Raw genomic sequence first — 24,769 nt, forward strand, 5'->3', positions numbered from 1 at the left:
CCGTGAGGATGGCCGCCATGTACCTCAGCCCGCAGGAGCAGGACAAGCTGCTGGTGCACGTGGCGGCCGGGGTCGCCCGTGCGCGCCGCGAACGCGGCGTGCTCCTCAACTACCCGGAGGCCGTCGCCCTGATCACCGACCACGTGCTGGAGGGCGCCCGCGACGGGCGCACCGTGAGCGAGCTGATGTCGAGCGGGCGGTCGGTGCTCGGCCGCGGCGACGTCCTGGAGGGGATCCCGGAGATGATCGACTCGGTGCAGGTCGAGGCCACCTTCCCGGACGGGACGAAGCTCGTCACCGTCCACAGCCCGATCCCGTGATCCCGGGCGAGATCCTCCCCGGCGACGGCGACGTGCCGCTCAACCCCGGGCGCGAGCGCACCACCCTGGTCGTGGTCAACGCCGCCGACCGGCCCGTGCAGGTCGGGTCGCACTACCACTTCGCCGCGGTCAACCCCGGCCTGGAGTTCGACCGCGACGCCGCGTGGGGCACGCACCTGGACATCCCTGCGGGCACGTCGGTGCGCTTCGAGCCGGGCGTCGAGCGGGAGGTGGTGCTCGTGCCGCTGGCGGGGGCGCGCACCGTGCCGGGGCTGCGTCCGGAGTGGGCGGGGGACCTCGACCGATGACGAGCATCGAGCGCGGCCGCTACGCCGACCTGTTCGGTCCCACCGTCGGCGACCGGATCCGGCTGGCCGACACGAACCTGCTGATCGAGGTCACCGAGGACCGCAGCCGCGGCGCCGCCTCCGGCGACGAGGTGCTCTTCGGCGGCGGCAAGGTGATCCGCGAGTCGATGGGGCAGTCGGCGCGCACCTCCGCGCAGGGCGCCCCCGACCTCGTCATCACCGGGGCTGTGGTCCTCGACCACTGGGGCGTCGTCAAGGCCGACGTCGGCGTCACCGACGGGCGCATCGTCGGCATCGGCAAGGCCGGCAACCCCGACGTGATGGACGGTGTCACGCCGGAGCTGGTGATCGGCCCGTCGACGGAGATCATCGCGGGCAACGGCCGCATCCTCACCGCGGGCGGCATCGACTGCCACGTCCACTTCATCTGCCCGCAGCTCGTCGACACGGCGCTGGCCAGCGGTCTGACGACGCTCGCCGGCGGCGGCACCGGACCCGCCGACGGCACCAAGGCCACCACCATCACGCCCGGGCCGCGCGCGATCGGCCGGATGCTGCAGGCGATGGACCACCTCCCGATCAACCTGCTGCTGATGGGCAAGGGCAACACCACCAGCGCCGACGCCCTGTGGAAGCAGCTGCGCGCCGGGGCGGGCGGGTTCAAGCTGCACGAGGACTGGGGCACCACCCCCGCCGTGATCGACGCCTGCCTGCGGGTCGCCGACGCGTCCGGGGTGCAGGTGGCGATCCACACCGACACGCTCAACGAGGCCGGCTTCGTCGCGTCCACGCTGGAGGCGATCGGGGGCCGCTCGATCAACGCGTTCCACACCGAGGGCGCGGGTGGCGGGCACGCACCGGACATCATCGAGGTCGTCTCGCAGGGCAACGTGCTCCCGTCGTCGACGAACCCGACGCGCCCGCACACCGTGAACACCATCGACGAGCACCTCGACATGCTGATGGTCTGCCACCACCTCAACCCGTCGGTCACCGAGGACCTGGCGTTCGCGGAGAGCCGGATCCGGCCGACCACGATCGCGGCGGAGGACGTGCTGCACGACCTGGGCGCGATCTCGATGATGAGCTCGGACAGCCAGGCGATGGGCCGGATCGGCGAGGTGATCATCCGCACCTGGCAGACCGCGCACGTCATGAAGGCCGCGCGCGGTGCGCTGCCCGGGGACGGTGCCGCCGACAACGTGCGGGCCCGGCGCTACGTCGCCAAGTACACGATCAACCCGGCGATCGCGCACGGGATGGCCGACGAGATCGGCTCGGTGGAGGTGGGCAAGCTCGCCGACCTGGTGCTGTGGGACCCGAAGTTCTTCGGGATCCGCCCGCACGTCGTGCTCAAGGGCGGGTTCATCGCGTGGGCCGCGATGGGCGACGCGAACGCCTCGATCCCCACCCCGCAGCCGGTGCTCGCGCGTCCGATGTTCGGGGCCTCGCCCGCGGTGGCGTCGGCGACCAGCCGCACCTTCGTCTCCGCCGCGGCGCTCGAGGCCGGGCTCGACCACCTGGAGCTGCGCACGCCGTGCGTCCCGGTCGCCGACACGCGGCGCGTCACGAAGGCGGAGATGGTCGGCAACTCCGCGACGCCCGAGGTCAGGGTGGACCCGGACTCGTTCGCGGTGCGGATCGACGGCGACCTCGTGGAGCCCGCCCCGGTGAGCGAGCTGCCGATGGCGCAGCGCTACTTCCTGTTCTGATGCCGCTCGAACTCGGAGACGGTGACGGCGGCGGCCACGAGGTAGGCGGCGGCGAAGGCCAGGAGATCGCCCAGGTGCACGCCGTGGTTGTAGCTCAGGCTGGCGACGATGGGGCCGATCCTCGTGGTCGCGGCGACGAGCAGCCCGAACAGGGTGGCCGCCACCCACACGGCGGCGACGCGCAGGAGGCGGCTCCGGGGCATGTCGAGGATGGTCACGTGGATAGGACGCCTGCGGAGCCGCGAAGGTTCCGCACCCACAGGTGTGACGTTCACGCGGCGGCCGCCTGATGGCCACCCTCGCCGCCCTCACCCTGGCCGACGCCCGCTTCCCCGGCGGCGGACACGTGCACTCCGGCGGCGTGGAGGAGGCGGTCGCCCGCGGGCTCGTGACCTGCGTCGACGACCTCGCCGCCCTCCTCGACGGCCGCCTGCGGACGGCCGGTCTCGTGGCGGCGTCGTTCGCGGCGGCGGCCGCCGGGGGGACGGGGTTCGCCCTCCTCGACGCCGAGCTCGACGCCCGCACCCCCTCCCCCGCCCAGCGCACGGTCTCCCGCGCGCAGGGCCGGGCGACGCTGCGGGCCGCCCGGCTCGCCTGGCCGTCGGACGCCCTCGACGCCCTGTGCGCCGTCGACCCCCGCCCGCACCACGCGCTGCTGGTCGGGGCCGTGGTCGGGGCCGAGGGGGGCACGCCCGCGGACGCGGCGCAGTGCGTCGGCTACCTCGCGGTCAGCGGGCCCGCCTCGGCGGCGATCCGGCTGCTCGGGCTCGACCCGTTCGCCGTCAACGCCGTGGTCACCGGCCTGGCCGGCGTGCTGGACGGCGTCGTCGACTCGGCGGTGCGGTCCGCGGCGGGACCCGTCGCGGAGCTGCCCGCCCCGGGGGCGCCCGTCCTCGACCTCATGGCCCAGGCCCACGTCACCCACCACCGAGAGCAGGTGCGTCTCTTTGCCAGCTGAACCCCACGGACACGGTCACGGGCACTCGCTCGACCCGACGGCCGTCGACCCCGACCCCGATCCGGCGCCTGCGGAGACCGGGCGCTCGGTCCGCATCGGCATCGGCGGCCCCGTCGGCAGCGGCAAGACCGCGCTGGTCGCGGCGCTCGCCCGCACGCTGGCCGACCGGCTGCGCCTCGCCGTCGTCACCAACGACATCTACACGACCGAGGACGCCGACTTCCTCCGTCGCGCGGGCGTGCTCGCCCCCGACCGGATCGAGGCCGTGCAGACCGGGTGCTGCCCGCACACCGCGATCCGCGACGACATCACCGCCAACCTCGACGCCGTCGAGCTGCTGGAGGAGCGCTTCGGCGACCTCGACCTCGTGCTCGTGGAGAGCGGCGGCGACAACCTCACCGCGGTGTTCAGCCGCGGCCTGGTCGACCGGCAGATCTTCGTCGTCGACGTCGCGGGCGGGGACAAGGTGCCGCGCAAGGGCGGGCCCGGTGTCACCACGGCCGACCTGCTCGTCATCAACAAGGTCGACCTCGCCCCGCTCGTCGGCGCCGACATGGCCGTGATGACCGGCGACGCCGCCCGGGTGCGGGGCGCGCTGCCCGTCGTCACGCAGTCGCTGGTGCACGACCCCGCGGCCGCCGAGGTGGCGCAGTGGGTGCTCGCGCAGGTGGCGGCCGTGCGCGGGGCGGTCGTCTGACGTGCGGTCGCGTGCGCGGCTCGTCGTGTCGGCGGATGGGGTCGTGCGGGAGCTGCGCTCGCAGGCCCCGCTGACCCTGCTGCCGCGACGCGGCACCGCGGCCGGGCGGGACCCGGCGCTCACCGTGCACCTGGTCGGGTCGGCGGCGACCCCGCTGTCCGGCGACGACGTGGAGCTCGACGTCGTGGTGGAGCCCGGGGCGCACCTCGTGCTGACGGGCGTGGCCGCCGCGGTCGCGCTGGCCGCGCCGGGGGGCAGCCGGTTCGCCGTGCGCCTGGAGATCGGCGACGGCGCTTCGGTGCGGTACCTGCCCGAGCCGACCGTGGTGACGCGCCGGGCCGATCACGTGACCGTCCTCGACGCCGTCCTCGGTGCCGGGGCGCGGCTGCGGGCGCGGGAGGTGCTGGTGGCCGGGCGCAGCGGTGAGCGGGCCGGGCGCTACCGCGGGTCGACGCGCGTGGACGGGCCCGCCGGGCCGCTGCTCGTGCAGACCCAGGACCTCGACCCCTCGCCCGCGCACCTCGCCGGGCGCCGCGTGCTGGCCACCGAGGTGCTGGTGTGGGGCGCGGACCCGGCGGAGGCGGTGGCGGGCGAGTGGTGGTCGCTCACGCCGCTGGCCCGGGGCGGGTCGCTGGCCACGGCGGTCGGCCCGGACGCGGTGACGACGCAGCGCGACCTGGCGACGGCGGTGGCCGCGCACCCCGGCTGGTCGTCGGAGGTGCTGGCGGCGGCGGTCCCGGCGCTGCAGTAGGCACCTGCGCCCGACCACGCACCCCGACAGCGGCATCGCCCGCTCCCACCCCGCCGAGTTTGCCCACCACCCCCGGCGAGTTTGCCGACCGCGTCCGGCGAGTTTGCCGACCGCGCGCGGCCCGCGACCTGGCGACGGCGGTGGCCGCGCACCCCGGCTGGTCGTCGGAGGTGCTGGCGGCGGCGGTCCCGACGCTGCAGTAAGCACCTGCACCCGACCACGCACCCCGACAGCGGCATCGCCCGCTCCCACCCCGCCGAGTTTGCCGGCTCACCCCCGGCGAGTTTGCCGACTGCGCCCGGCGAGTTTTCGCGCGGCGAGTCCGCCCATCACGTCGGCCGATCCGCCCGGTGAGCCGCCCGGACACGACCAGATGGGTGGCGACCGCTTCGGGGGACCCCGCGAATCCGTGACGGGCGTCAACGGCCGAACAGGCGCACCAGAGCGCCGAGCCCGCCGGGCGTGAGCGGCCAACTCGCGGGGCGTGAGCGGCAAACTCGCCGGGCGCAGTCGGCAAACTCGCCGGGCTAGAGCCGCAAACTCGCGGGGCGGGAACCGCAAACTCGCGGGGTGGGAGCGGCAAACTCGCGGGGTCAGGGGTCAGGGGTCAGGGGTCAGGGGTCAGGGGTCAGGGGTCAGGCGCCAGAGGCGGTCGCGGGTCATCGGCAGCTCCGTCGGGCGGATGCCGAGCGCGTCGCGGATCGCGTTCGCCAGTGCCGGGGCCACCGGGTTGTAGGGGGCCTCGCTCATCGACTTCGCCCCGAACGGGCCGTGCTCGTCGTGGGTGTCGGCGAACAGCACCTCGGTGCGCGGGACGTCGGCGAGCTGCGGGACGTGGTAGTCGCGCAGCACCGAGGTGGTGACGCGGCCGGTGCCGTCGAGCACGACCTCCTCGAACAGCGCCGAGCCCAGCGCCTGCGCCACCCCGCCCTCGACCTGCCCTCGGCACTGCTCGGGGTTGAGCACCGTCCCGGCGTCGACGGCCTGCACGGACCGCAGGATCGCGACCTCCCCGGTCCCCGGGTCGACGGCCACCCGGAACGCGTGGACGTTGAACGCGACCGACCGCGGCGTGCCGTCGTGGACGGCGGAGGCGCGCAGCGGGGCCAGCGCGGTGAGCGGGACGAACCGCTCGCCGTCCTGCACGCCCTGCGGCCCCAGCACCGGCTCGCGCACCGGTCCCGCCGCCGCCAGTATCCGCGACCGCAGCTCCGTCGCCGCCGCGAGCAGCGCCCGCCCGGCCACCACCGAGCCCGCCGACCCGAACGCCCCCGTGTCGTACCCGACGGCGTCGGTGTCGGACCGGACGATCCGGACGCGGTCGGCCGTGGTGCCCAGCGCGGTGGCCGCGAACTGCACATGCACCGTCGTGGTGCCGTTGCCGAACTCCGCGGTGCCGACGCGCACGGTGTAGGTGCCGTCGGCCTCCAGCGTCACCGACGCCTCGGCGTGGTGCCCGCGCGGCGGGATCGTGGCGATCATCGCGACCGCCATCCCCTCACCGACCGGCCATCCCTCGGGGGCGGGCAGTGCGTCCCGCCGGAGGGCGGCCTGGGCCAGGTCCAGGCACTGGTCGAGCCCGTAGCTGCCGCCGAAGGTGAGGTCGTCCGGTTCGTCGGACGAGGCGACGAACGCGTCGCCCGGCGCCACGACGTTGCGCCGCCGCAGCTCGAACGGGTCGATCCCCAGCCGGTGCGCCAGCTCGTCGAGCGCGCCCTCGATCCCGAACATCACCTGCCCGAGCCCGTACCCGCGGAACGCCCCCGACGGGATCGTGTGCGTGTAGACCGACCGCGCGTCCACCCGCTTGTTCGCGCACCGGTACTGCGCCATCGACTCGTGGCAGCCGTGGAACATCACCCCGGGGCTGTGGTTGCCGTAGGCGCCCGCGTCGGCGACGACGTCGATCGCCAGCGCCGTCAGCACGCCGTCGGCGGTGGCCCCGACCTGCACCGACACGCTCATCGGGTGCCGTGCGGGCGCCACCGTCAGCTCGTCGGTGCGGGTGAACTCGTACTGGACGGGCCGCCCGGTCGTGAGCACGGCGAGCGTGACCAGGTCCTCGGTGAGCATCTCCTGCTTGCCGCCGAACCCGCCGCCGACCCGCGCGGCGAACACCCGCACGTCGCGCAGCCCGAACACGCGGGCGATCTCGTCGCGCACCAGGAACGGCACCTGGGTGCCGGTGCGCAGGACGAGCCGGTCGCCGTCGAGCCAGCCGACGGTGCCGTGGGTCTCCAGCGAGGTGTGCGCGACGCGCCCGGTGCGCCAGGTCCCGGACACGACGACGTCGGCCGCGGCCAGCCCGTCGGCGACCGACCCGACCTCGCCGTGCTGCTCGGCCACCAGGTTCCGCGACGGGTCGGCGATCCGGGCGTCCGCGCCCTTGTCCCCGTGCACCAGCGGCGCCCCCGGCTCCAGCGCGGCGGCCGGGGTGAGCACGGCCGGCAGGACCTCGTAGTCGACGACAAGCGCCCGACACGCGGCCTGTGCCACCGCGACCGAGTCGGCCACCACCGCGGCGACGCGCTGCCCGTGGAAGCGCAGGACGGGGTCGAGGACGAGCGTGTCGTCGGGGTCGTCGAGCCGGTCGTCGTGGCGGCCCGTGGAGAACGCGACGGGCGGCGCGTCGAGGTGGGTGAGCACGGCGTGGACGCCGGGGAGCGCGGCGGCTGCGGACGCGTCGACCGACCGGACCCGCGCGTGCGCGTGCGGGCTGCCGAGCACGGCGAGGTGCAGCACCCCGGGCGGCGGCTCGTCGAGCGTGTACGGCTCCCGACCGCTGACGATGCGGGCCCCGGCCGGCGCCGGAAGGGAGCTGCCGGGGTGGGACCGGTCCTCCGTGGTGACCGTCCCGTCGAGGGCGTCGCGGATCGCGCGGTAGCCCGTGCAGCGGCAGAGGTTGCCCTTGAACAGCCGGCCGCGGTCGCCGTCGGGCAGCGCGGCGGCCGTGACGACCATCCCCGCGGTGCAGAACCCGCACTGGAACCCGCCCGCGTCGACGAACCGCCGCTGCACCGGGTGCAGGTCCTCCGGGGTGCCCAGCCCCGCGGCGGTGGTGACGGACCGGCCGTCGGCGCGGACCGCCGGGTAGACGCAGGCGTGCACGGGTGCGCCGTCGACGAGGACGGTGCACGCGCCGCAGTCGCCCGCGTCGCAGCCCTTCTTCGGCGCGGTGTGCCCGAGCTCGCGCAGCAGGGTGCGCAGGCACCGGCCCGGGGCGGGGTCGGCCTCGGCCGGGGACCCGTCGACCTCGAACCTCACCCGAGCCCCGTCCGGATCTCCTCGGCCAGCAGCCCGGTGACGTGCCGGCGCCAGTCGGGCGAGCCGTGCGGGTCGTCGTACCACTCCGGGATCGCGTCCAGGGTTGTGACCAGCTCCTCCGCGGTCGGCACGCCGGGGAAGGCGATGCGGTGCGGGCGCGAGGTCGCGGCGGTGACGGACAGGACGAGCCCGGTCCCCCGGCGCCCGATCACCACCGCGCCCGACCGGCCCTGCGCCGACAGCGCGGCGCGCCGGAACGCGAGCGGTTGGGCGAGCGCCGCCGCCGGCAGGTCGACGGAGCGGAGCACCTCGCCCGGGCGCAGCGCCGTGGACCGCACCCCGGTGACCAGGTCGACGACCGGCACACGCCGGTCCTCGGCGGGCCCCCACAGCACCGCGACCCCGTCGAGCGCGACGGCCAGCGACGTCATCGACCCCGCGGGCAGGGCGAGGCAGACGTTGCCGCCGACCGTGGCCAGCGAGGTGATCTTGAACGACGCCGCCAGCGCGCCGACGCACTCGTCCGCGAGCGGGATCCCGGCCGCGACCAGCTCGTCGAGGGTGCAGGTGGCGGCGACCGACACGCCGTCGGCGGTGCGGGTGACCGGCGGCCAGCCCAGCCCGTCGAGGTCGACGAGGGTGTGCAGGTGGTCCTGCGGCTCGGAGAACAGCCACGTCCCCCCGGCGAGGACGGCCGCGCCGGGACCGAGCCCGGCCAGCCCCGCCCGGTCGACGGGGCGGCGCAGGGCGGTGACGGTGGGGAGGTCCATCAGTACGCGACCCGGTCGGCCGCGGCGAGCCAGGTGTCGAACGGCGCCGGGCCGGTCGGCAGCGCGACGGCGTCGACCCGCGTCGCCCAGGTGCTGCGGTCGCGGGCGAACAGCTCGTAGAACTCCAGGTCGTCGAACCCGCCGCGGGCCGCGTCGTAGCGGTCGGCGGCGTAGACGATCCGGTCGACCCGCGCCCACAGCGCCGACGCCATGCACATCGGGCACGGCTCGCACGAGGAGTAGAGGGTGCTCCCGGCCAGGGAGAAGTCGCCGCGGGCGGCGCACGCCCCCCGGATCGCGACGACCTCGGCGTGCGCGGTGGGGTCGTTGTCGCGGGTGACCCGGTTCTGCCCGCTGCCGATCTGCGCCCCGTCGGCGACGAGCACGGCACCGAACGGCCCGCCCCCGGCTCCGACGTTGGCGACGGCGAGGTCGACGGCGGTGGTGAGCCAGTCCTGGTCCGACATCCCGGTTCCCATGCTCAGCTCCCTCGGTAGGTCGAGTAGGAGAACGGCGACAGCAGCAGCGGCACGTGGGTGTGCGGCCGGTCGGCGTCGACGGTGACGGCCACGACGACCTCCGGGTAGAAACCGGCCTGCCCCGTGGCGGAGAAGTAGGACCCGGTGTCGAAGCGGAGACGGTACGTGCCGCCCGGCAGCGCCCCGGGGGCGAGGTCGCCGATGCGCCCGTCGTCGTCGGTGACGCCCTCGCGGACCGTGCCGTCGGGCGCGGTGAGCGCGACGGCCACCCCGGCGGCGGGACGGCCGAGGGCGGCGTCCAGCACGTGCGTGGACAGGCTCACTCGAACAACCTCCGCAGCCGCAGCGCGGTGATCCTGGAGAGCTCGGCGCGCAGGACGCGGGACTCGGTCGCCGGGTCGTTCCGCATCCGCTCCCGCAGCACCGCCAGCAGCTCCTCGGCGGACCGGCCGTCGGCGCAGACCAGGAACGCGTGCCCGAACCGCACCTCGTACTCGAAGTTGCCCTTCTTGAACGCCTCCCTGATCTCGGCGTCGGCCGTCACGACGCCGGCCTGCTCCTGCTGCGACCAGGCGGGCGAGACGTGGTCGGTCAGCCGCTCGCCGATGCGGGGGTGGCCGTGCAGCGCGTCGGTCACCTGGTCGTCGGTGAGCATCGCGAACTCGACGTCGCCCTGCGCGATCAGCGCGTCGACGCTGGGGTAGGGCCGCCCGGCCGTGACCGGCTCCGACCAGTCGTACGACGAGCAGCAGTCGTGGAGCAGGGTCTCCGCGTCCCGCTCGGGCAGGGCGTTGAAGGTCTCCAACCGCATCCGCCCATCCTCCCCGATCACCGCGTCCCGGCGTCGCACATCCCTGTGAACTCCGGGCACGGAGCGCTAGCCGAGTGCGTCGACCGGGCGGCCCGTCGCCGCCTCCAGCTCCGCGGCGTCGACCGCCCCGCACCGCAGGCCGCGGAGCAGGTAGCCGGCCATCGCGCGGGCGGTGGCCGGCTCGTCGAGGAAGCCGGATCCGGCGCGCTCGTGGTAGGCGCGCAGGCGGGCCGCGACCGCGGGGAAGGTCTCCCGGTAGAACGCGAACCCGGTGACGAACCGGCTCGGCAGGTGTCCGGGGTGCAGGTCCCAGCCCTGGTGGAAGCCGCGTTCGAGGCTGCGCCGCACGAGCCGGCCGTGCAGCGACCAGGCCGCGCGGACCTCGTCGCGGGACCCGACGGGGAGCACGTTCGTCGACCCGTCGGAGAGCCGGACGCCGGTGCCCGCGGCCGCCACCTGCATCACGGCCTTCGCGTGGTCGGCGACCGGGTGCTCCGTGCTCTGGTGCTGCGCGGCGATGCCGAGCGACGCGGAGTAGTCGTAGGTGCCGTAGTGCAGCCCGGTGCAGCGGCCGCGGGCCAGCGCGATCATCCGCGGCAGCGGCGACGTGCCGTCGGGGCCGAGCACCGACTGCGGCGTCTCCACCTGGACCTCGAACCGCACGGGGGCGAGGCCGTGCTCGGCCTCCAGCCCCTCCAGCACGGTGACCAGCGCCGACACCTGCTCCGGGGCCGTCACCTTCGGCAGCGTCAGCACGAACCCCGCGGGCACCGTGCCCAGTGCGCCGAGGAACGCGTGCAGCGTGCGCACCCCGCGCCGGCGCGTCGCGGCCTCGAGGCTGCGGAACCGGATGCCGACGAACGGGGCCGCCCCCGCGATCTCCCCCGCCACCCGGACGGCCTCGGCGTCCTCCTCGTCGTCACCGCGCGGGCCGTAGCCGTCCTCGAAGTCGACGCGCAGGTCCTCGATCGGCTCGGCGGCGAGCTTGGCCCGCACCCGCCCGTGCACCTCCGCGGCCAGCTCCGGCGGGAGCCCCCACACCGCGGCGACGTCGGCCGGGGTGGCGGCGTGGGCGTCGAACAGCTCCAGCGCCGCCGCGCCCCACTCCGCGGAGGTGCCCGGGTGGAACCGGTCGGCGGGCACGTAGACGGTGTGCACCGGCTGGCGCGTGCCCGGATCGCCCGGGTAGGCGCGGTCGAGGGCGGCGTCGACGCCGGCGAGCGAGCGGTCGAGGGCGTCGGCGACGGCGTCGGGGGTCATCCCCGCATTCTGCGGGCTACGAGCGCATGGCCGTCAGGGCCTCGGTGCGCGTCAGGCCGGTGGCCTGCAGCAGGTCCAGGGCGATGCTCCGGAGCTGCGCGACGATCACCTGCTCCGACGGCCCCGGCACCCACACCTCCGACAGCACCACCGCGTGCCGGACGACGTCGAGCACCGGCTCGCGGGCCCGCTCCCGGTCGCCCTCGCGGCCGAGCTCGGAGGTGAGCGTGCCGACGGCCGCGGACAGCTCGCCGAGTGCGTCGGCGAGCTCGGGGGCGGCGGGCTCGTCGTCGAGCAGGGCCTGGTACGCGCGGCGGGCGAGCACGCGGGCGTTGCGCATGGCGTAGTCGGCGCGCTCGGCCAGCTCGCTGTAGCGGCCGAGCTGCCGCCGCCGTCGCCGGTAGAGCGGGGCCACCGTGGCGACCTCGTGCCCGCCGCGCAGGGCGGAGCGCAGCTCGTCGATCAGGGGCTGGGAGGCGCGGGCCCGCTCCAGCGCGGCGAGCGCGATCGCCGGGTCGCGCACGCGCAGCGCGTCGCCGGTGCAGGCGAGGACGGCGGCCAGCTCGTCGAGCAGGGCGCGGGCCCCGCGCTGCACCGGGCGCACCGGGTCGGTCGGGATCACCCCCGCCACGACGACGCCGACGAGGCCGCCGATCAGGGCGTCGACGCAGCGGTCGATGCCCCCGGCGTCACCGGGCGGCAGCAGCGTGGCGACCAGCACCGCGGACGAGCCGGCCTGGGCGACGAGCAGCGTGGCGCCGTCGGCGAACACGGCCACCGACATCGCCAGCGCCACGACGAGCACGATCTGCCAGGCCCCGGAGCCGATCTGGGAGATCAGCAGGTCCCCCACCAGCACCCCGACGCTGACGCCCGCCACCAGCTCCGCCACGCGGCGCAGCCGGCTGGTGAGCGACAGCCCGAGGCTGATCACCGCGGCGATCGGGGCGAAGAACGGCCGGGCGTGGCCGACGAGGTCGCTCGCGACGTACCACGCGAGCCCCGCCGCGATCGCGCACTGCAGGATCGGCAGGGCCGAGAGCGCGACGCGCCGGCCGCGGGCGCGCAGGTGGGCCCGCAGGCGACGGCCGCGCACGGGTCAGCTCAGGCCGAGTGCCGCGGGTGCGGCGGGGTCGGACTCGACGAGGAACGTGGCGGTGCGCTCGGCCTCGTCGGACTCGCCGATCGCGACGGCCGCGCGGTGCAGTGCGGCGAGCGCGCGCAGGAAGCCCCGGTTGGGCTCGTGCGACCACGGCACGGGGCCGAAGCCCTTCCAGCCGTTGTGGCGCAGCATGTCGAGGCTGCGGTGGTAGCCGGTGCGCGCGTAGGCGTACCCGGTGATCGTCTCGCCCGCGGCGAGCGCGTTCTCGGCGAGCTGGGCCCAGGCGATGGCCGACGTCGGGTGGTCGGCGGCGACCTTCGCCGGGTCGGCGCCGCCGTCGAGCTCGGCGGCGGCCGGGTCGACCGGGAGCAGGGTGGGGTCGGGTCCGAGCAGGTTGCCGTGCAGCGTCATGGGCCCATCCTGCCTGCTTCGGGTCCGGGCCGGTGCGCCCGTGGGTCAGTCGTCGTCCCCGTCGTCGTCCCGGTCGTCGTCCCGGTCGGCGGCCGCGGCCTCGCTCGCCGTCCGGACGTCGACGCTGCCGAACGCGCCGGAGGCGTCCACGGTGATCTCGCGGACGCCGGTGCCCGAGCAGGCCGCGTCGCAGTCGACGGAGCCGAACACCACCGCCCCGTTCACGACGACCCGGGCGTCGTCGGGCACCACGACGTCGGTGCTGCCGAAGAGGAACCCGAGCTCGACGCGGTCGTCGCCGGGCGCGAGGGCGATCGTGCGGCTGCCGAACACCGCTGCGCCGTCGTCGCGGCCGAGGAGCTGTCCGCCGCCCCAGAGCACCGCCGCCCCGACGACGAGCGTGCCGAGGAGCCCGCCGGCGCGCCGGACCCAGGCGGGCGCACCGGGGTCCCGGTCGACGGCGACCGGCCCGGCCGCGGCCGGGACCGCCGGGCCCGGGGCCGGGAGGTCCGCGGTGAGCGCGTCGAGGTCGGCGCGGGTCCGGGCCGCCCAGGCCCCCGCGGACCGCTCCTCGTACTCGGCGAGGGTCAACCGCCCCTCGCCGTGGGCGCGCTGCAGACGCTCGTCCGCAGCGCGCCGCTCGGTGTCCCCGACCCGGACCGCCGGGTCCTCCGCCGCCATCCCTACTTCAGCTTCTGGCCCGTCGAGCGCAGGTTCTCGCAGGCCAGCGTGACGCGCTCGGCCATGTTGAGTTCTGCGGCCTTGAGGTAGGTGCGCGGGTCGTAGGTCTTCTTGTTGCCGACCTCGCCGTCGACCTTGAGCACCCCGTCGTAGTTGCTGAACATGTGGCCCGCGATCGGCCGCGTGAACGCGTACTGGGTGTCGGTGTCGACGTTCATCTTCACGACGCCGTAGTCGAGCGCCTCGTGGATCTCCTCGATCAGCGAGCCCGATCCGCCGTGGAAGACCAGGTCGAACGGCTTCGCCGACGCGTCGAGGCCCAGCTTGGCGATCGCGACCTCCTGACCCTGCTTGAGGATCTCCGGGCGCAGCTTGACGTTGCCCGGCTTGTAGACGCCGTGCACGTTGCCGAACGTGGCGGCGAGCAGGTAGCGGCCCTTCTCGCCGGCGCCGAGGACCTCGACGGTGCGCTCGTAGTCGCCGGGGGCGGTGTAGAGCTTGTCGTTGATGTCGTTCGCGACGCCGTCCTCCTCGCCGCCGACGACGCCGATCTCCACCTCGAGGATAATCTTCGCCTTGCCGGCCAGCTCCAGGAGCTCGGCGGCGATGGACAGGTTCTCCTCCAGCTCCACCGCGGAGCCGTCCCACATGTGGCTCTGGAACAGCGGGTTCTCGCCGCGGTCGACGCGCTCCTGGCTGATCGCGATGAGCGGGCGGACGAACCCGTCGAGCTTGTCCTTGGGGCAGTGGTCGGTGTGCAGCGCCACGTTGATCGGGTAGTGCCGCGCGGCGACGTGGGCGAACTCGGCCAGCGCCGTCGCCCCGACGACCATGTCCTTGACGCGCGTGCCGGAGAGGAACTCGGCGCCGCCCGTGGAGACCTGGATGATGCCGTCGCTCTCCGCCTCGGCGAAGCCGCGCAGCGCCGCGTTCAGCGTCTCGCTGCTGGTGACGTTGATGGCGGGGTAGGCGAACTGGCCGCTCTTGGCGTTGTCCAGCATCTGGTTGTAGATCTCGGGCGTGGCGATAGGCACGGGTGTGGCCCTCCTCGACGTCTGACCGGTGCGCTTCTTCGACGGCAGTATCGCGCACTACGCTGGGCTCCGTGGCTGCCGACGGTATCGAGCGCGCCGTCGAGCAGACGCTCAGCGGCCTGCGCAGGCTGGACCCGATCCCGCCCGCGCCGCTGCCGAACGCGCCGCTGACCCTCGCCGACCTCTACCGCGACCACCGGGTGCGCCTGGTCCGGCTCGCCGTCCTGCTGGTCGACGACCCCGCCACCGCGGAGGACGTCGTCCAGGAGGCGTTCGCGGGGCTGCACCGCCACTGGTCCGGCCTCCGCGACGAGGCCGCCGCCGTGGGCTACCTGCGCACGGCCGTCGTCAACGGGTCGCGGTCGGTGCTGCGCCGCCGCCGCACCGCCCGCGAGTACGTCCCCCCGCACCAGGTCAACGCCCGGTCGGCGGAGTCGCTGGCGATGCTTTCGGCCGAGCACCAGGCCGTCGTCGACGCCCTCGCGACGCTGCCCCCGCGCCAGCGCGAGGTGCTCGTGCTGCGCTACTACGGGGGGCTGAGCGAGGCGGAGATCGCCGACGCCACCGGGATCAGCCGCGGCACCGTCAAGTCGACGGCGAGCCGGGCGCTCGACGCCGTCTCGCACGTGCTGAAGCCGAAGGACGCCCGGTGATCCCGTGACCGCCGATCCCGAACGCCGACTCGCCGAGGCCCTGCGCGCGCAGGCCCGCGGCGGCGGCCGCCCGATGGCGCCCCCGCGCGGTGAGCCCGAGCCCGCCCCCGGCATGTCGGTGCGCACGGCGCTGCTGCTGGCCCTGCTCGGCGGCGTCGTCCTCGGCACGGTCCTCGCCCTGCTCTCGCTCCTCGCGCCGGGAGTGCTGCCCGCACTGGGCTGAGCCGGTCTCGGTATCGTCACGCCGGTGATGACGACCACGCTCGCCCTCGGCCCGGAGTGGCTCAAGCCCGACGTGATCATCAGCTGGCTGGGCCCGTGGGCGCTGGTCGGGCTGGCGCTCATCGTGTTCGCCGAGTGCGGCCTGCTGCTCGGGTTCTTCCTGCCGGGCGACTCCCTGCTGTTCACCGCGGGCCTGTTCGTCGCGCAGGGGGCGATCGGGTTCCCGCTGTGGGCGGTGTGCGCCCTGCTCGTGGTCGCCGCGTTCGTCGGCAACGTCGCGGGCTACTACATCGGCCGCGCCGCGGGCCCCGCCGTGTTCGACAAGCCCGAGTCGAGGCTGTTCAAGCCCAAGCACGTGGCGCGCACGCAGGAGTTCTTCGACAAGTACGGCACCCGGGCGATCGTGCTGGGCCGGTTCGTGCCGATCGTGCGCACCTTCATCACGGTGATGGCCGGCGTGGGCAGGATGGACGCCCGGCGCTACTTCACGTACTCGCTGATCGGCGGCGTCCTGTGGGCCGCGGGCGTCACGGTGCTGGGGTTCTGGCTCGGCCAGTTCCAGTTCGTCCGCGACAACATCGAGCTGATGCTGCTGCTGATCGTGTTCCTGTCCGTCGTACCGATCGTCATCGAGATCATCCGGGCGCGCCGGACGCCGGGGGCGCACGCCGCCCACTGATGGCCGGATCCGTGGGAACCGCGTCGTTGACGCCGTCCCGCGACCGCGCGACCGTGGACGGGTGCCCGCCCACCAGGTCGTCCTCCCCCTGTTCGACGGGTTCCAGCCGCTCGACGTCACCGGGCCGCACGAGGTGCTGAGGGGCGCGTCGACCCTGTTCGCCGCGCGCGGCGAACCCGACCGCGGCTACGACGTCGCGCTCGTCGCGGCGCGGCCGGGGCCGGTCGGCGGCGACAGCGGGCTGCAGGTCGTCGCCACGCACGGACTGCCCGAGACCGGTCCGATCGGCACGCTGCTGGTCCCCGGCGGGTCCGGCACCCGCGCCGCGGCCACCGACCCCGAGTTCGTCGGCTGGGTGCGCCGCGCCGCGGGTCGCGCCCAGCGGGTCGCGTCGGTGTGCACCGGGGCGTTCGTGCTGGCCGCCGCGGGCCTGCTCGACGGCAGGCGGGCCGCCACGCACTGGCGCTGGGCGGGCACGCTGGCCGCCGCCCACCCCGCCGTCGACGTCCGTCCCGACTCGATCTACGAGCGCAGCGGCCGGATCTGGACCTCCGCCGGCGTCACCGCGGGGATCGACCTGGCGCTGGCCCTCGTCGAGGCCGACCACGACGCCGCAGTCGCGCAGGAGCTCGCGCGCGAGTTCGTCGTCTTCCTGCGGCGCCCCGGCGGGCAGAGCCAGTTCGCCGCACCGGTCTGGACGGACCCCGCGCCCCGGCCGTCGGTGCGCGCCGCCCAGGACCTCGTGCACGCCGACCCGGCCGCGGACCTGCGCGTCCCCGCCCTCGCCGCGCACGTCGGGATGAGCGAGCGGCACTTCGGACGCGAGTTCACCCGGCTCGTCGGCTGCCCGCCGGGCGACTACGTCGAGCAGGTCCGCGTCGACACCGCCCGGCGGCTGCTGGAGTCCGAGCCGCTGCTCGTGGGCGTCGTCGCCGCCCGCGCCGGCTTCGGGTCCGCCGAGACGATGCGCCGCGCGTTCCTGCGCCGGCTCGGCGTCCCGCCCGACCACTACCGGCGGCACTTCGCCGCCCCCACCGAGAGGAGCTGACCGTGCAGGTCGCCATCGCCCTGTTCCCGCGGGTCACCGCGCTCGACGCGGTCGGGCCCTACGAGGTGCTGCAGCGCGTGCCCTCGCTCGACGTCGTGTTCGTCGGGGAGCGGCGCGGCGAGGTGCGCACCGAGAACGGGTTCCTCGGCCTCACCGTCGACGCCGCGTTCGACGAGGTGCCCGCCCCCGACGTCGTGCTGGTGCCCGGTGGCATCGGCACCCGGTCGCAGCTCGACGGCCCGCTGCCGGAGTGGGTCCGCGCGGCGCACACCGGGACCCGGTTCACGACCTCGGTCTGCACGGGATCGCTCGTGCTCGCCGCGGCCGGCCTGCTCGACGGGCTGACCGCCACCACGCACTGGGCCCTGCTCGACACGCTCGGCGGCCTCGGTGCCGAGCCCGTCACGCAGCGCGTCGTCGAGCACCTGCCCGAGCGGATCGTCACCGCGGCCGGGGTGTCCGCCGGGATCGACATGGCTCTGCGGCTCGTCGCACTGCTCGTCGACGACGTCGCGGCCCGGGCCGCGCAGACGCTGGTCGAGTACGACCCGGCGCCCCCGTTCGACGCGGGCCACCCGTCGCGCGTGGGCGCGGAGGTCATGGCGCGGATCGCCGAGTACGCGGCGGTGCGGGCGTGACCACCACCGTCGACGCCCGCGCGGCGCTCACCGACCGCGGGTCCCGGACGCGACGAGCGGACCCCCGCGGCCGTGCAGCCCCGGGAGGCGGTGCGCCGACCTGCGGCTACCGGCGGTCGCGGAACAGGGCGAGCGCGGCCGGGAGCTGGCTGTGCAGCGGGTGCGGGAGGTCGTCGAGGGTGAACCAGCCCAGCTCGTCGAACTTCCCCGGCTCGCCGATCGCCACCCCCGCCGGGTCGACGAGCACCGCGTGCACGACGGCGACCCAGTGCGCCACCGGGTCGCCGCGCAGCACGTTGCGCACGCCGATGACCTCGACGGCGACCGGGTCGACGGAGTACTCCTCGCGGACCTCCCTGGCCACGGCCTCGGCCAGCTCCTCGCCGTGCTCCAGCGCCCCGGCCCCGGAGTCCCAGGTGCCGGGCTCGTCGCGGGCCCCGGCACCGCGCTTCGCCAGCAGGATCCGGCCGTCGGCGTCGTGGCAGACGAACACGCAGGAGACGGCGGGCGAGATCAGCGGATCGACGGGCACGCGCACAGCCTAGGAGGCCCGGAACTGTCGGGGGTCGGCCCTACCGTGCCCGCCATGACCACCGAACGCTTCATCCACCAGGTCGACCAGTACGACGCGTGGCAGCGCGAGACGATCCGCCTCCACGGCTGGGCGTTGCAGGCGGTCCTGGGCGAGGAGGAGTCGCCCCCGTTCGTCTACACGATCGGGCTCTACGGGTTCGGCCATCCCGAGCTGATCCTGTTCGCCACCTCCCAGGCCACCGCGGCCACGGTGCTCAACGACCTCGGTGAGCTGGTGCGCGCCGGGCGGATCCTGGAGCCGGGCGAGCGCGTGGCGCTGCCCAGCGGCGGGGTGCACCTGCTGGCGTTCCCGGAGTCCGAGCACTGGCTCTACGCCGCGCACGACCTGTACGGCGGAGCGGTCCCGGCCCTGCTGGTCGTGCCGGCCGACGACCTCGTCGAGACGCCCGGGGAGGACGGCTGCTGCGCGTTCTGCGGGTGAGTCACCAGGCGGTGCGCAGGTCCGCGTGCTGGCGCACCCACGCGTGCATCGCGACGCCCGCCGCCACCCCGGCGTTGATCGACCGGGTGGAGCCGAACTGCGCGATCGACACGGTGAGCGCGGCGGCGGCACGGGCGTCCCCGGTCACGCCGGGGCCCTCCTGGCCGAACAGCAGCACGCAGCGGCGCGGCAGGTCGGCGGTCTCCAGCCGCTGCGCGCCGGGGGTGTTGTCCACGGCCACCACCGCGAGGTCGTGCTCGCCGGCGAACGCCAGCAGCCCGGCCACGTCCTCGTGGTGGCGCACGTCGAGGTAGCGGTCGGTCACCATCGCCCCGCGCCGGTTCCAGCGCCGGCGCCCGACGATGTGCACGCCCGCCGCGCCGAACGCGTTGGCGGTGCGCACGACCGTGCCGATGTTGTGGTCGTGCCCGAAGTTCTCGATCGCCACGTGGAACGGGTGGGCGCGGCGGGCCAGGTCGGCGGCCACGGCCTCGCGGCGCCAGTACCGGTAGCGATCCACGACGTTGCGCCGGTCCCCGTCGCGCAGGAGCTCGGGGTCGTAGTGGTCTGCGGTGGGCCACGGGCCGGCCCAGGGGCCGACCCCGACCGATTCACCCCACTCCGTCGGACCGGGCCCGTCGTCGTCGGTCACGGCGAGACCCTACGACCGCTCGGCGAGCGGCACCTCGCACACCCCGCTGTCACCTCGCGCAGCGCCCGCGGGTCGCCGCCGGATCAGTGCGGTGCCTCGTGCGGGGTGGCGGCCGCCTCCGACCCCGGCCGCACCAGCCGCCCTCCGGTGGGCAGGGCCAGGGTGACCGCGCCGTGGCCGTGGTGGGCCCCCGCGGCGGCCGCGTGGTACTCCTCGAGCTGCGCGACGAACGCCGGGTCGTGGTAGGCGCGCCCGTCGACCGAGAGCCCCTCGCGCCCGTCGAGGACCGCCTCGATGTCGTCACCGGTGAGCGTCTTGTGCGTCTCCAGGGCGTGCGCCACCGCGAGCACCGACGCCCGGTTGTCGCGCAGGATCTGACCGGCGCGCTCCAGCAGGCCCGACAGGGAGTCCTCGATGCGGTCGGCGAGCGCCCGCCGGAGCAGGGCCTCCGGGTTCTCCGGGGCGCTCGCCCCGCGCCCACCGGGGCTGCCGACCTCCAGGCGCCGGGCCGTCGAGTACGACGACACGGTGGAGCCCATGCCCCAGTAGCCCTCCATGAACGACGCGATCGCGGTGGCCGACTCCAGGTCGCCCGACACCCCGGACGACGAGTCGCCGTCGAAGAACATCCGCTCCCCGGCCAGCGACGCGAGGGAGACGAGGATGTCGGCCTCGAACTCCGAGCGCCAGCGCGTGAACTGGTCCTCCGGCGGGATCGACGCGACCATGCCGAGGTAGTCGCTGCCCTTCTCGATGGTGGCCAGGTCGATCTCCATGTGGTGCCGCGTGCGGTACGCGACGACGGCGTGGCAGGCCTCGTGCACGGCGACGGCGTGCCGCTCGCGCTCGATGTACTCCACGTCCTCGGGCGGGCCGAGGTCCTTGAGCTTCTTCGCCTTGAGGACGTCGCGCCAGGCGATGACCTCGCGGCCGTCGCGGATCGCGGTGATCAGGGCCTCGTTGACGAGGTCCTTGATCGTGGCGCCGGTGGCGTAGGGCGTGATCGTCGCGAGCTTGTCGAGCTCCTCGTCGGTGATCTCGTGCGGCACCTTGTCGAGGTAGCCCCGGTAGGTGCGGATCCGGCCGGCCTTGCTCGGGTAGCCGACCTTGTAGATGCGGTCGATGCGGCCCGGACGCAGCAGCGCCTCGTCGAGCGACTCCGGCATGTTCGTCGCCATCATCACCAGCAGCCGGTACTTCGGCGGCGCCTTCGGGCGCATCCCCAGCGCCCGCCGGCCCCAGCGGTTGATCAGCCCGCGCGGCTTCTTCAGCCCGGACAGCTCCGTGAGCAGGGCCTGCAGCGTGCCCATGCCGCCGCCCCCGCCGCCGCCCATCCCACCCATGATGATCTTGTCGCGCCCGGTGTCGACCGGTCCGGCGGCCGCGGCCGAGGAGCGGGCCAGCATCCAGCGCGTGTCGTTCGACAGGTAGGTGGCGCCGTGGCAGCCCGCGGCGTGGAACGGTCCGAACCCGCGCACCCCGCCGCCGGGGCCGACCCCGGCGAGGGATCCGCGGTTGCCCAGCGCGTCGGCCTCGTCGAAGAAGACGATCACCCCGCCGTAGCGCAGGGAGAGCTTGCGCAGCTTCCGGAACAGCGACTTCACCTTGAGGATGCCCACGCCCATGAACATGTTGATGAACGCACCCGGGTCGACGAAGACGTACGGCTTGCCGGTCTCGCCGGCCACCGCCTCGGCCATCAGCGTCTTCCCGGTGCCGGGCGGTCCCCACAGCAGGATGCCGCCCGGGACGTAGCCGCCCTTGCGCTCGATCTCCTCGGGGTCCTCCAGGAACAGGATGTTCTCCTTGATCCGGTCGACCACGTGGTCCTGGCCCCACACGTCGCGGAAGCGGGTCGAGATGTCGTCGGGGTAGTAGGTGTCGACGCCGCCGCGCGAGAGCAGCCAGAACAGCCCGCCGAACTGCACCGCGATGAACAGGAACCCGAAGGAGAGCTGCAGGACGAACGGCAGCGCGGAGAACAGCAGCGCGGGCGCCTCGAACAGGGCCAGCGGCGGGCTGGTCTCCAGGATCTGGGCCGCGACCAGCGCGAACAGCGTGACGAACGCCAGCCACTTGAGGATCCGGGCCAGCCGGAAGCGCGACCAGTCCGAGAACCGGCGGCGCAGCTGGCGGTCGGTGCCGCCGAACACGGTGTGCGACCAGAACCGGTGGTAGCCGGCCGAGCGCTCGCTGACGAGGAAGTGCAGCTGGCGGACGACCTCGGCCCCGGCGAGCCACAGCAGCCACTGCGACTCGACGACGTGGATCCGCATCGCGTCGACGAAGGGCAGCAGCGGGTTGTCGGCCATCGCCGCCCACACGACGACGAACCACGCGAGCACTAGGAGCAGCAGCAGCCGCACGCGGTCCCACAGCGCCGCGGGCTTGCGGGTCGGGCGCTGCGGGGTCGGGTGCTCGTCGGGCGGGGTGAGGCCCTCGGGCGCTGCGGCTCCCGCTGGCGGGACGGTCTCCGGAGGCGGGGCGGCGGTCACGGGCGGTCCTCCAGAACGGTGAACGAGGAGACCGCGCGCTGGATCTCCTGCTGGCGCTGCGCGTAGCACTCCGACGAGCAGCGGGCGACGAACACGTACAACTTGCTCGCGTCGTCGTTGACGTACGCGGTCTTGTCGAACACCTGCACGGGCCCGCCCGCGACCCGGTAGCGGTAGACGACGTGCACCCCGCGGATGCCGTCGCCGGGGGTGAGCACCTCGTCGGCGAGCAGGGCGAAGTCGCTCAGCGCGGCGCCGGGATTGGCCGCGAGCTGCTGGCGCCCGCTCGGCGACGTCGGCTGGAACAGGTCGCGGAGGCGGTCGAGGGAGTACGTCCCGCGCATCGGCTGCGGGACGTCCTGCACGAGCAGCAGCCCGGTGGGTGCGGGGGCGTGCGGGCCGAGGAGGTGGGCCGTGGAGGGCAGCAGGTCGGCGTCGTAGCCCTCCAGCCACACGCCCTGGTCGGCGGCGGTCAGGCTCGGGTCGAGGCCCAGCGAGGTGGCCAGCTCCGTCTCGTCGACGGCCTGCCACGCGACGGGCAGCCGGACGTAGGTGCGGTCGTCGGAGTTCGCGATGTAGGCGTATTCCGGCGAACCGCACGAAACGGTCAGAAGTGCGCCGACAACGGCGACGATCAGCGCGGCGACGGAACGCTGACCAGTGCGGAACCGCATGGGGGCCTCCCGCCGTGACCTTCTCGTGATGCACGAGTATGCGTCACGAAAGGTCGCGGCGGATCGGCCGAACGGTTGCCAACAGGTAACCGACTAGAGAGCCCTAGAGACCCAGATCGGGCAGTCCCAGCAGCGCGCGGTAGGCCAGCCCCTCGGCCTCGATGGCCTCGCGGGCCCCGGTGTCGCGGTCGACGATCGTGGCCACGCCGACGATCTCCGCCCCCGCCGCGCGGACGGCGCGCACGGCGGTGAGCACGGAGCCGCCGGTCGTCGAGGTGTCCTCGACGACGAGCACCCGGCGGCCGGTGATGTCGGGGCCCTCGATGAGCCGCTGCATCCCGTGCTCCTTCGTGGACTTGCGCACCACGAACGCGTCGATCCCCGGGGCGTCGGGCTCCACCGACGCGGCGTGCAGCACGGCGTCGGCGATGGGGTCGGCGCCGAGCGTGAGCCCGCCGACGGCCTCGTAGTCCCAGTCGGCGGTGAGCACCCGGATCAGGCGTCCGACGAGCGGGGCAGCCGCGTGGTGCAGCGTGACCCGCCGCAGGTCGACGTAGTGGTCGGACTCGGCGCCGGAGGACAGCGTGACCCTCCCGTGCACCACGCCGTGCTCGCGGACGAGCGCGGCCAGCTCGGCGAGCTCCGCGCTCGCCTGCGCGGGGGACGTCACGTGCGGTCCCGGTCGAAGGCGGCGGTGACGCGGCGGATCAGCGCGCGCGGCAGCACGTCGGCCAGCGCGACGATCGCTTTGTACTGCGGGCTCGGTACGGACACGGTCTTCCCCCTCGCGAGATCGGCCAGGGCGTCGGAGACGACCCGGTCGGCGTCGAGCCACAGCGGTCCGGTGCGGGAGCCGACGTCGATGCCCGCGCGCTCGTGGAACTCCGTCCGCACGAACCCCGGGCACAGCGCCATCGCGCGTACCCCGGTGCCGTGCAGCGACGCCGAGACCCCCTCGGTGAACGCCGTGACCCACGCCTTGTCGGCACTGTAGGTGGACCCGCGCCCGGCCAGGAACCCCGCGACGCTGGAGACGTTGACCACCCCGCCGCGCCCACGCGCGACCATCCCGGGCAGGGCCGCCCTGGTCAGCAGCAGCACCGCCTCGACGTTGACGGCGAGCTGGCGGGCCAGGTCGTCGGGTGCGCACTCGAGGAACGTGCCGTGCATCGCGAAGCCCGCGTTGTTGACGAGCAGGTCGACGGGTGCCCCGGCCGTCAGCCGCTCGGCGACGGCGGCGCGGCCGTCGGGGGTGGAGAGGTCGGCGGGCAGCACCTCGACGTCGACGTCCGTGATCGCCGCCGCGGTGGACTCCAGGCGGGCGCGGTCGCGGGCGACGAGCACGAGGTCGCGGCCCTCGCGGGCCAGGCGGGAGGCGAACGCCGCCCCGATGCCGGCGGTGGCGCCGGTGACCAGTGCCGTGGGCACCCGACTAGTGCGGGGTGGTGCTGCGGTCGGCGCGCTCCAGGGCGGTCGCGACCTCGGACAGGTCGGCGAGCAGGTCCTGCAGGCGCTCGACGGTGGAGTTCAGCGGCGCCGTCGCGAGCACCCAGGCCTCCTCGGCCCAGAGCAGCTCGACGTCGTCGCCGACCTCGTCGGCGGCCTTCGCCAGGCGCGGGGTGAGCAGCGGGCGCACGGCCTCGGCGTCGGCGACGAAGGCGTAACGGGCGCCGACGGGCTCGAGCAGGTCGAGCCCGGCGTCGTCGGGGAGCGGGGCCGAGGGCAGCCGCAGCTCGACGGCGGCGGGCACCGGGTTGCGCACCTGCACCGCGGCGAGCACCGAGCTGAGCCGCCCGGCCTGCTCGTGGTCGAACAGGTAGGCCTGGCGCGGGCCGTCCGGGGTGGGGACGTCGCCGCTGATCAGGTTGCGGGCAACGCCCGGACCGCCCTGGTGGATGGTGCCGTAGCGCCAGCGGCTGGGCAGGACCGGATCGCTGTCCAGGTACTCCCACCCGCGGGCCGCGGCCCAGCGGCGGCGGTCGCGCGCCCCGCCCCCGTCGGCCCGGCGCCGGTCGAGGACCAGCAGTGCGATGCCGATCAGCAGCGCGATGACGGCGATGACGAACCACACGCCCGACGGAATGCCCACGGCGGCACCCTAGCCCCGCGCGGTGGCAGAACCCGGGAACCGCGAC

Annotated in this window: 30 protein-coding genes; 12 read left to right on the forward strand and 18 right to left on the reverse strand. The window is 74.9% G+C overall.

Annotation, left to right across the window (positions count from 1 at the left end; all coding sequences use genetic code 11):
- Nucleotides 1-17 precede the first annotated feature (17 nt).
- From H6H00_RS09205 to H6H00_RS09215, 3 genes are read left to right on the forward strand one after another with little or no spacing between them, the layout of a single operon-like run.
- Complete coding sequence (locus tag H6H00_RS09205) at nt 18-320, forward strand: urease subunit gamma (RefSeq protein ID WP_185720879.1); 303 nt, start codon at nt 18-20, stop codon at nt 318-320.
- Nucleotides 317-628: an urease subunit beta gene (locus tag H6H00_RS09210; protein WP_185720880.1), complete on the forward strand. Its 312-nt coding sequence runs from the start codon at nt 317-319 to the stop codon at nt 626-628. Before H6H00_RS09205 ends, H6H00_RS09210 begins: the two co-directional genes overlap by 4 nt.
- Complete coding sequence (locus H6H00_RS09215) at nt 625-2,340, forward strand: urease subunit alpha (protein ID WP_185720881.1); 1,716 nt, start codon at nt 625-627, stop codon at nt 2,338-2,340. Before H6H00_RS09210 ends, H6H00_RS09215 begins: the two co-directional genes overlap by 4 nt.
- Here the strand turns inward: H6H00_RS09215 and H6H00_RS09220 are convergent.
- Nucleotides 2,325-2,543, reverse strand: a complete 219-nt coding sequence (locus H6H00_RS09220; RefSeq protein WP_185720882.1) for a hypothetical protein — start codon at nt 2,541-2,543, stop codon at nt 2,325-2,327. The genes H6H00_RS09215 and H6H00_RS09220 overlap by 16 nt on opposite strands.
- Nucleotides 2,544-2,629: 86 nt before the next feature.
- On the opposite strand from H6H00_RS09220, the gene H6H00_RS09225 reads away from it, so the two are divergent.
- The 3 genes from H6H00_RS09225 to H6H00_RS09235 are packed head-to-tail and all read left to right on the forward strand — an operon-like array spanning nt 2,630 to nt 4,746.
- On the forward strand, nt 2,630-3,298 hold the full coding sequence (locus H6H00_RS09225) for an urease accessory protein UreF (RefSeq protein WP_185720883.1): 669 nt from the start codon (nt 2,630-2,632) through the stop codon (nt 3,296-3,298).
- Nucleotides 3,288-3,995, forward strand: coding sequence for an urease accessory protein UreG (gene ureG / locus H6H00_RS09230; protein ID WP_185720884.1), 708 nt, complete (start codon nt 3,288-3,290; stop codon nt 3,993-3,995). The genes H6H00_RS09225 and ureG overlap by 11 nt, the downstream gene beginning before the upstream one ends.
- 1 nt (nt 3,996) lies before the next feature.
- Nucleotides 3,997-4,746, forward strand: coding sequence for an urease accessory protein UreD (locus tag H6H00_RS09235; protein ID WP_185720885.1), 750 nt, complete (start codon nt 3,997-3,999; stop codon nt 4,744-4,746).
- A 621-nt stretch (nt 4,747-5,367) separates the two neighbouring features.
- Here the strand turns inward: H6H00_RS09235 and H6H00_RS09240 are convergent.
- From H6H00_RS09240 to fbaA, 10 genes are all read right to left on the reverse strand, one after another.
- On the reverse strand, nt 5,368-8,010 hold the full coding sequence (locus tag H6H00_RS09240) for a molybdopterin-dependent oxidoreductase (RefSeq protein ID WP_185720886.1): 2,643 nt from the start codon (nt 8,008-8,010) through the stop codon (nt 5,368-5,370).
- Nucleotides 8,007-8,780 (reverse strand): FAD binding domain-containing protein, encoded by a 774-nt coding sequence (locus H6H00_RS09245; RefSeq protein ID WP_185720887.1) that lies wholly within the window; start codon nt 8,778-8,780, stop codon nt 8,007-8,009. The genes H6H00_RS09240 and H6H00_RS09245 overlap by 4 nt, the downstream gene beginning before the upstream one ends.
- Nucleotides 8,780-9,259 carry a nucleoside deaminase gene (locus H6H00_RS09250; RefSeq protein WP_185720888.1) on the reverse strand — a complete coding sequence of 160 codons (480 nt, stop codon included), beginning with the start codon at nt 9,257-9,259 and terminating at the stop codon, nt 8,780-8,782. Before H6H00_RS09250 ends, H6H00_RS09245 begins: the two co-directional genes overlap by 1 nt.
- Nucleotides 9,260-9,261: 2 nt before the next feature.
- Complete coding sequence (gene uraH, locus H6H00_RS09255; protein WP_185720889.1) at nt 9,262-9,582, reverse strand: hydroxyisourate hydrolase; 321 nt, start codon at nt 9,580-9,582, stop codon at nt 9,262-9,264.
- Nucleotides 9,579-10,070 carry a 2-oxo-4-hydroxy-4-carboxy-5-ureidoimidazoline decarboxylase gene (gene uraD / locus H6H00_RS09260; RefSeq protein WP_185720890.1) on the reverse strand — a complete coding sequence of 164 codons (492 nt, stop codon included), beginning with the start codon at nt 10,068-10,070 and terminating at the stop codon, nt 9,579-9,581. Before uraD ends, uraH begins: the two co-directional genes overlap by 4 nt.
- Nucleotides 10,071-10,136: 66 nt before the next feature.
- Nucleotides 10,137-11,330, reverse strand: a complete 1,194-nt coding sequence (locus H6H00_RS09265) for a DUF6986 family protein (protein WP_185720891.1) — start codon at nt 11,328-11,330, stop codon at nt 10,137-10,139.
- Between the two features lie 16 nt (nt 11,331-11,346).
- Nucleotides 11,347-12,426 (reverse strand): FUSC family protein, encoded by a 1,080-nt coding sequence (locus H6H00_RS09270; protein WP_221775840.1) that lies wholly within the window; start codon nt 12,424-12,426, stop codon nt 11,347-11,349.
- Nucleotides 12,427-12,429: 3 nt separating this feature from the next.
- Nucleotides 12,430-12,843: a DUF3151 domain-containing protein gene (locus tag H6H00_RS09275; protein ID WP_185720892.1), complete on the reverse strand. Its 414-nt coding sequence runs from the start codon at nt 12,841-12,843 to the stop codon at nt 12,430-12,432.
- A gap of 45 nt (nt 12,844-12,888) precedes the next feature.
- Nucleotides 12,889-13,524, reverse strand: a complete 636-nt coding sequence (locus tag H6H00_RS09280) for a DUF1707 SHOCT-like domain-containing protein (RefSeq protein ID WP_185720893.1) — start codon at nt 13,522-13,524, stop codon at nt 12,889-12,891.
- A 2-nt stretch (nt 13,525-13,526) separates the two neighbouring features.
- A complete protein-coding gene (gene fbaA / locus H6H00_RS09285; protein WP_185720894.1) occupies nt 13,527-14,558 on the reverse strand; it encodes a class II fructose-bisphosphate aldolase in 1,032 nt (343 codons plus the stop codon).
- 71 nt (nt 14,559-14,629) lie between these two features.
- Between fbaA and H6H00_RS09290 the strand changes: the two genes are divergently transcribed.
- The 5 genes from H6H00_RS09290 to H6H00_RS09310 all read left to right on the forward strand — a co-directional run bounded on the left by H6H00_RS09290 (nt 14,630) and on the right by H6H00_RS09310 (nt 17,798).
- Nucleotides 14,630-15,211 (forward strand): SigE family RNA polymerase sigma factor, encoded by a 582-nt coding sequence (locus H6H00_RS09290; RefSeq protein ID WP_255425658.1) that lies wholly within the window; start codon nt 14,630-14,632, stop codon nt 15,209-15,211.
- A 4-nt stretch (nt 15,212-15,215) separates the two neighbouring features.
- Nucleotides 15,216-15,434: a hypothetical protein gene (locus tag H6H00_RS09295; RefSeq protein WP_185720895.1), complete on the forward strand. Its 219-nt coding sequence runs from the start codon at nt 15,216-15,218 to the stop codon at nt 15,432-15,434.
- Nucleotides 15,435-15,461: 27 nt separating this feature from the next.
- Entirely contained in the window at nt 15,462-16,112 is a 651-nt protein-coding gene (locus H6H00_RS09300) for a DedA family protein (RefSeq protein ID WP_185720896.1), read from the forward strand.
- Between the two features lie 61 nt (nt 16,113-16,173).
- Nucleotides 16,174-17,160: a GlxA family transcriptional regulator gene (locus tag H6H00_RS09305; RefSeq protein ID WP_185720897.1), complete on the forward strand. Its 987-nt coding sequence runs from the start codon at nt 16,174-16,176 to the stop codon at nt 17,158-17,160.
- 2 nt (nt 17,161-17,162) lie between these two features.
- Entirely contained in the window at nt 17,163-17,798 is a 636-nt protein-coding gene (locus H6H00_RS09310; protein WP_185720898.1) for a DJ-1/PfpI family protein, read from the forward strand.
- A 106-nt stretch (nt 17,799-17,904) separates the two neighbouring features.
- Here the strand turns inward: H6H00_RS09310 and H6H00_RS09315 are convergent, their stop codons facing one another.
- The gene (locus H6H00_RS09315; protein ID WP_221775841.1) at nt 17,905-18,330 is read right to left on the reverse strand and encodes an NUDIX domain-containing protein; all 426 of its coding nucleotides are present in this window, start codon (nt 18,328-18,330) and stop codon (nt 17,905-17,907) included.
- A gap of 54 nt (nt 18,331-18,384) precedes the next feature.
- On the opposite strand from H6H00_RS09315, the gene H6H00_RS09320 reads away from it, so the two are divergent.
- Nucleotides 18,385-18,813 carry a DUF4262 domain-containing protein gene (locus H6H00_RS09320; protein WP_185720899.1) on the forward strand — a complete coding sequence of 143 codons (429 nt, stop codon included), beginning with the start codon at nt 18,385-18,387 and terminating at the stop codon, nt 18,811-18,813.
- Nucleotide 18,814: 1 nt separating this feature from the next.
- Here H6H00_RS09320 and H6H00_RS09325 read toward each other — a convergent pair whose 3' ends face one another.
- The 6 genes from H6H00_RS09325 to H6H00_RS09350 form a co-directional block, all read right to left on the reverse strand.
- Nucleotides 18,815-19,465 carry a TrmH family RNA methyltransferase gene (locus H6H00_RS09325; protein ID WP_185720900.1) on the reverse strand — a complete coding sequence of 217 codons (651 nt, stop codon included), beginning with the start codon at nt 19,463-19,465 and terminating at the stop codon, nt 18,815-18,817.
- A gap of 83 nt (nt 19,466-19,548) precedes the next feature.
- Complete coding sequence (locus H6H00_RS09330; RefSeq protein ID WP_185720901.1) at nt 19,549-21,960, reverse strand: AAA family ATPase; 2,412 nt, start codon at nt 21,958-21,960, stop codon at nt 19,549-19,551.
- Nucleotides 21,957-22,634 carry a hypothetical protein gene (locus H6H00_RS09335; protein WP_185720902.1) on the reverse strand — a complete coding sequence of 226 codons (678 nt, stop codon included), beginning with the start codon at nt 22,632-22,634 and terminating at the stop codon, nt 21,957-21,959. Before H6H00_RS09335 ends, H6H00_RS09330 begins: the two co-directional genes overlap by 4 nt.
- Nucleotides 22,635-22,737: 103 nt before the next feature.
- Nucleotides 22,738-23,304, reverse strand: coding sequence for an orotate phosphoribosyltransferase (pyrE, locus tag H6H00_RS09340; protein ID WP_185720903.1), 567 nt, complete (start codon nt 23,302-23,304; stop codon nt 22,738-22,740).
- Entirely contained in the window at nt 23,301-24,062 is a 762-nt protein-coding gene (locus tag H6H00_RS09345; RefSeq protein ID WP_185720904.1) for an SDR family NAD(P)-dependent oxidoreductase, read from the reverse strand. Before H6H00_RS09345 ends, pyrE begins: the two co-directional genes overlap by 4 nt.
- Nucleotides 24,063-24,066: 4 nt before the next feature.
- On the reverse strand, nt 24,067-24,723 hold the full coding sequence (locus tag H6H00_RS09350) for a TtfA family protein (protein ID WP_185720905.1): 657 nt from the start codon (nt 24,721-24,723) through the stop codon (nt 24,067-24,069).
- Between the last annotated feature and the right edge of the window lie 46 nt (nt 24,724-24,769).

Origin of the sequence: Pseudonocardia petroleophila (assembly GCF_014235185.1) — a bacterium.
Lineage (GTDB): Bacteria > Actinomycetota > Actinomycetes > Mycobacteriales > Pseudonocardiaceae > Pseudonocardia > Pseudonocardia petroleophila.

What these genes read in the sequence shown, in the direction of transcription:
- H6H00_RS09205 (WP_185720879.1), top strand. Translation starts at nt 18, where the DNA reads ATGTACCTCAGCCCGCAGGAGCAGGACAAGCTGCTGGTGCACGTGGCG.
- H6H00_RS09215 (WP_185720881.1), top strand. Translation starts at nt 625, where the DNA reads ATGACGAGCATCGAGCGCGGCCGCTACGCCGACCTGTTCGGTCCCACC.
- H6H00_RS09220 (WP_185720882.1), bottom strand. Translation starts at nt 2,543, where the DNA reads ATGCCCCGGAGCCGCCTCCTGCGCGTCGCCGCCGTGTGGGTGGCGGCC.
- H6H00_RS09225 (WP_185720883.1), top strand. Translation starts at nt 2,630, where the DNA reads ATGGCCACCCTCGCCGCCCTCACCCTGGCCGACGCCCGCTTCCCCGGC.
- H6H00_RS09245 (WP_185720887.1), bottom strand. Translation starts at nt 8,780, where the DNA reads ATGGACCTCCCCACCGTCACCGCCCTGCGCCGCCCCGTCGACCGGGCG.
- H6H00_RS09250 (WP_185720888.1), bottom strand. Translation starts at nt 9,259, where the DNA reads ATGGGAACCGGGATGTCGGACCAGGACTGGCTCACCACCGCCGTCGAC.
- uraD (WP_185720890.1), bottom strand. Translation starts at nt 10,070, where the DNA reads ATGCGGTTGGAGACCTTCAACGCCCTGCCCGAGCGGGACGCGGAGACC.
- H6H00_RS09265 (WP_185720891.1), bottom strand. Translation starts at nt 11,330, where the DNA reads ATGACCCCCGACGCCGTCGCCGACGCCCTCGACCGCTCGCTCGCCGGC.
- H6H00_RS09275 (WP_185720892.1), bottom strand. Translation starts at nt 12,843, where the DNA reads ATGACGCTGCACGGCAACCTGCTCGGACCCGACCCCACCCTGCTCCCG.
- H6H00_RS09280 (WP_185720893.1), bottom strand. Translation starts at nt 13,524, where the DNA reads ATGGCGGCGGAGGACCCGGCGGTCCGGGTCGGGGACACCGAGCGGCGC.
- H6H00_RS09300 (WP_185720896.1), top strand. Translation starts at nt 15,462, where the DNA reads ATGACGACCACGCTCGCCCTCGGCCCGGAGTGGCTCAAGCCCGACGTG.
- H6H00_RS09320 (WP_185720899.1), top strand. Translation starts at nt 18,385, where the DNA reads ATGACCACCGAACGCTTCATCCACCAGGTCGACCAGTACGACGCGTGG.
- H6H00_RS09335 (WP_185720902.1), bottom strand. Translation starts at nt 22,634, where the DNA reads ATGCGGTTCCGCACTGGTCAGCGTTCCGTCGCCGCGCTGATCGTCGCC.